Source organism: Kitasatospora sp. NPDC091257, from assembly GCF_044757675.1.
GTDB lineage: Bacteria > Actinomycetota > Actinomycetes > Streptomycetales > Streptomycetaceae > Kitasatospora > Kitasatospora lactacystinica.
Map to the genome: position 1 here is coordinate 1 of NZ_JBIVVI010001163.1, position 2,825 is coordinate 2,825.

Annotated in this window: 2 protein-coding genes and 1 pseudogene; 1 reads left to right on the forward strand and 2 read right to left on the reverse strand. The window is 75.2% G+C overall.

All coding sequences use genetic code 11. From position 1 onward, the window contains the following. Together ACIQOV_RS35805 and ACIQOV_RS35810 are read right to left on the reverse strand one after the other, a co-directional pair. Positions 1 to 356, reverse strand: a pseudogene (locus ACIQOV_RS35805) (ABC transporter); the annotation flags it as partial. After that, entirely contained in the window at positions 353 to 1,204 is an 852-nt protein-coding gene (locus tag ACIQOV_RS35810; protein WP_401054998.1) for an ATP-binding cassette domain-containing protein, read from the reverse strand. The gene ACIQOV_RS35810 and the pseudogene ACIQOV_RS35805, both read right to left, overlap by 4 nt. Before the next feature lie 164 nt (positions 1,205 to 1,368). On the opposite strand from ACIQOV_RS35810, the gene ACIQOV_RS35815 reads away from it, so the two are divergent. Then, entirely contained in the window at positions 1,369 to 2,697 is a 1,329-nt protein-coding gene (locus tag ACIQOV_RS35815) for a VWA domain-containing protein (RefSeq protein ID WP_401054999.1), read from the forward strand. Positions 2,698 to 2,825 lie beyond the last annotated feature (128 nt).

A 2,825-nucleotide genomic window follows, 5' to 3' on the forward strand; every position in this document is an offset into this window, starting at 1 on the left:
GGGTCGGCCACCGGCCCACTGGTCCACCAGACCGCCGCCACCTGGCCGGCCGCCAGCACCAGCGACACCGTCAGCGCCGCCAGCAGCGCCCCCAGCTGGACCCGGACCGGGCCCGCCGCCGCCACCAGGCAGGCCCGCGAGGCCGGCGGCTCCGCGCTCAGCACGCTGCGCACGTACCAGGCGCTCACCGGCAGCAGCACCCCCGCGCCGAAGCCGAGGCCGCCCAGCAGCGGATCGCCCGCCGCCACCCCGACCACCAGCAGCAGCGCGTACGCCAGGAACGGCGGCAACCAGGCGTGCGAGCGCAGCAGCAGCTCCAGGTGGTAGCGGGTCAGCGCCCCGATCCGCGCCGTCACCGCTGCCCCTCCTCGCGTCGCCGCACCGCCAGCACCCGCACGGCCGGGCGGCCCAGCAGCAGCCGGCGCAGCAGCGCGTCCGAGTGCGCGGCCGGCACCGCCAGCCGCACCGCCGTCCCGGCCAGCGCGGTGACCTCCGGCGCCCCCGGCAGCAGCGGAGGAAGCGGGGCGCCGTCCGGGACGTCCACCTCGACCTCCATCACCGGCCCGTCCCGCGGCGGCTCCTGGGGACCGTCCTCGACGGGCCGCAGCACGCCGTCCGTGCCGACCCCGTAGGCGGCGCTGGTCAGCCCGGCCAGCCGGGCCGGGTCGTGGTCGACGAACAGCACCGTGCCGCCCGCCGCCGCCCGCTCGGCGGCCGCCTCGTCCAGCACCGCCCGCGCCTGCGGGTCCAGCCCGGTCCAGGCCTCGTCCAGCAGCAGCACCCGTGCCTCGGGGAGCAGCGCCTGGGCGACCGCGACCTTCTGGCAGGTGCCCTTCGACAGCCGGCTCAGCGGCGTGCCCGCCCGGTCCGCGACGCCGAACCGGTCCAGCCACTCCCCCGCCCGCCGCCGCGCCCGCTCCGCCGACAGCCCGTGCACCCGGCCCACCCTCAGCAGGTAGGAGGAGGCGTCGAAGGGCAGCGCCGGCGGGAAGCGCTCGGGCACGTACGCCGCCGGGCCGGGCCGCACCACCCGCCCCGTGCTCGGCCGCTCGATCCCGGCGACCAGCCGCAGCAGCGTCGACTTGCCGCTCCCGTTGCGCCCGGCGATCCGCACCAACTCCCCCGGCCCGACCGCCAGGTCCACCCCGCGCAGGATCCACCGCCCCCGCCGCCCGTACCGCTTGCCGACCGCCGCCAGCTCCATCGCGCCCCCTCCGCCGTCCGATGCGTACGGAAGGCTATCCACGACGCGTAAGCCCGGCGTCAGCGAATTGCGCACCGATGCGCCGGAGTTCGCGCCGGAGCTGGTTGAGGCACGATCCGGACTCGTTTCGCCACGATGAACTGATGATCCCTAGGATCGGCCGGGTGACTACCGGACGACGACCACAGACCAGGCTCGGCAGCCTGCTGGCGGCCCTGGCGATAACGGGCGCCTCGCTGCTCCTCGGCCTGCCCGCCCACGCCGACGAACCATCAGCCGGGGCCGCCCCCGCATCCAAGGAGGCCCCCCGGGTCGACCTCGTCCTGGACGTCAGCGGCTCCATGACCGCCACGGACATCCAGGGCAAGAGCCGCATCTCGGTGGCCCAGCAGTCGCTGAACGAGGTGATCGACGCACTGCCCTCGGAGACCGAGTTCGGCATCCGCACCCTGGGCGCGAACTACCCCGGCAACGACAAGGCCCAGGGCTGCCTGGACACCAGGCAGCTCTTCCCGGTCGGCAGGACCAACAAGGTCGAGGCCAAGACCGCCGTCGCCACCCTGCGGCCCACCGGCTGGACCCCGATCGGTCTGGCCCTGCGCGGCGCCGCCCAGGACCTCGGCAAGGGCGAGACCACCCGCCGCGTGGTGCTGATCACCGACGGCGAGGACACCTGCACCCCGCCCGACCCGTGCGACGTCGCCCGCGAGCTCGCCTCCCAGGGCATCCACCTGGTGGTCGACACCCTGGGCCTGGCCCACGACGACAAGACCCGCCAGCAGCTGCTCTGCATCGCCAACGCGACCGGCGGCACCTACACCGACGTCCGCACCCAGGAGCAGCTCACCGACAAGGTGAAGCAGCTGGTCGACCGCTCCAACGACACCTACACGGTGGCCCCGGTCAAGACCGCCGGCACCGACAAGTGCGAGAGCGCGCCCGTGCTCGCCCCGGGCGTCTACACCGACCGCGAGAAGTTCTCCGAGCACCGCGTCTACAAGGTCCCGGTCAAGTCCGGCCAGGAACTGCGCGCCTCGGTCAGCGTCGCCCTCGACCGCCCGGTCGCCCGGGACTACGGGGTGCTGCTCCAGGCCACCAGCGCGACCGGCCAGGAGCTGGTCCGCGGCACCGACGCCGGCAGCGGCCGCACCGACGTGGTCTCCACCGGCCTGCGCTGGTCCACCGACGACTCCAAGGGCTACGTCACCGCGAGCCCCACCGCCTCGAAGGGCTCCAAGGAGAAGCCGGAGACCACCGTCTGCCTGGTCGTCAGCAACGCGCTGGCCCCGCAGAACGGCGTCCTGGCCGACCCCGGCATGCCGCTGGAGCTGACCGTCGACCTGGCCTCCGCCTCGCCCGCCCCGGAGGGCGCCGCGATGGGCCTCGGCCGCGGCTGGATCCTGCTGCTCACCCTCACCCTGGCCGGCCTGGCCTTCGGTCTGGTCTTCGGCTGGATCGCGCGCTGGCGGATCGCCGTCTGGCGGGAGAACTGACCATGCGTACGACGATTCGCGGCGCCCTCGCCGCCCTCGCCCTGCTGCCCGCCCTGGCCCTGAGCGCCCTGGGTGCCCCGGCGGCCTCGGCCGCCTCGCCGTCCCCCTCGGCGAGTGCGAACGGCACC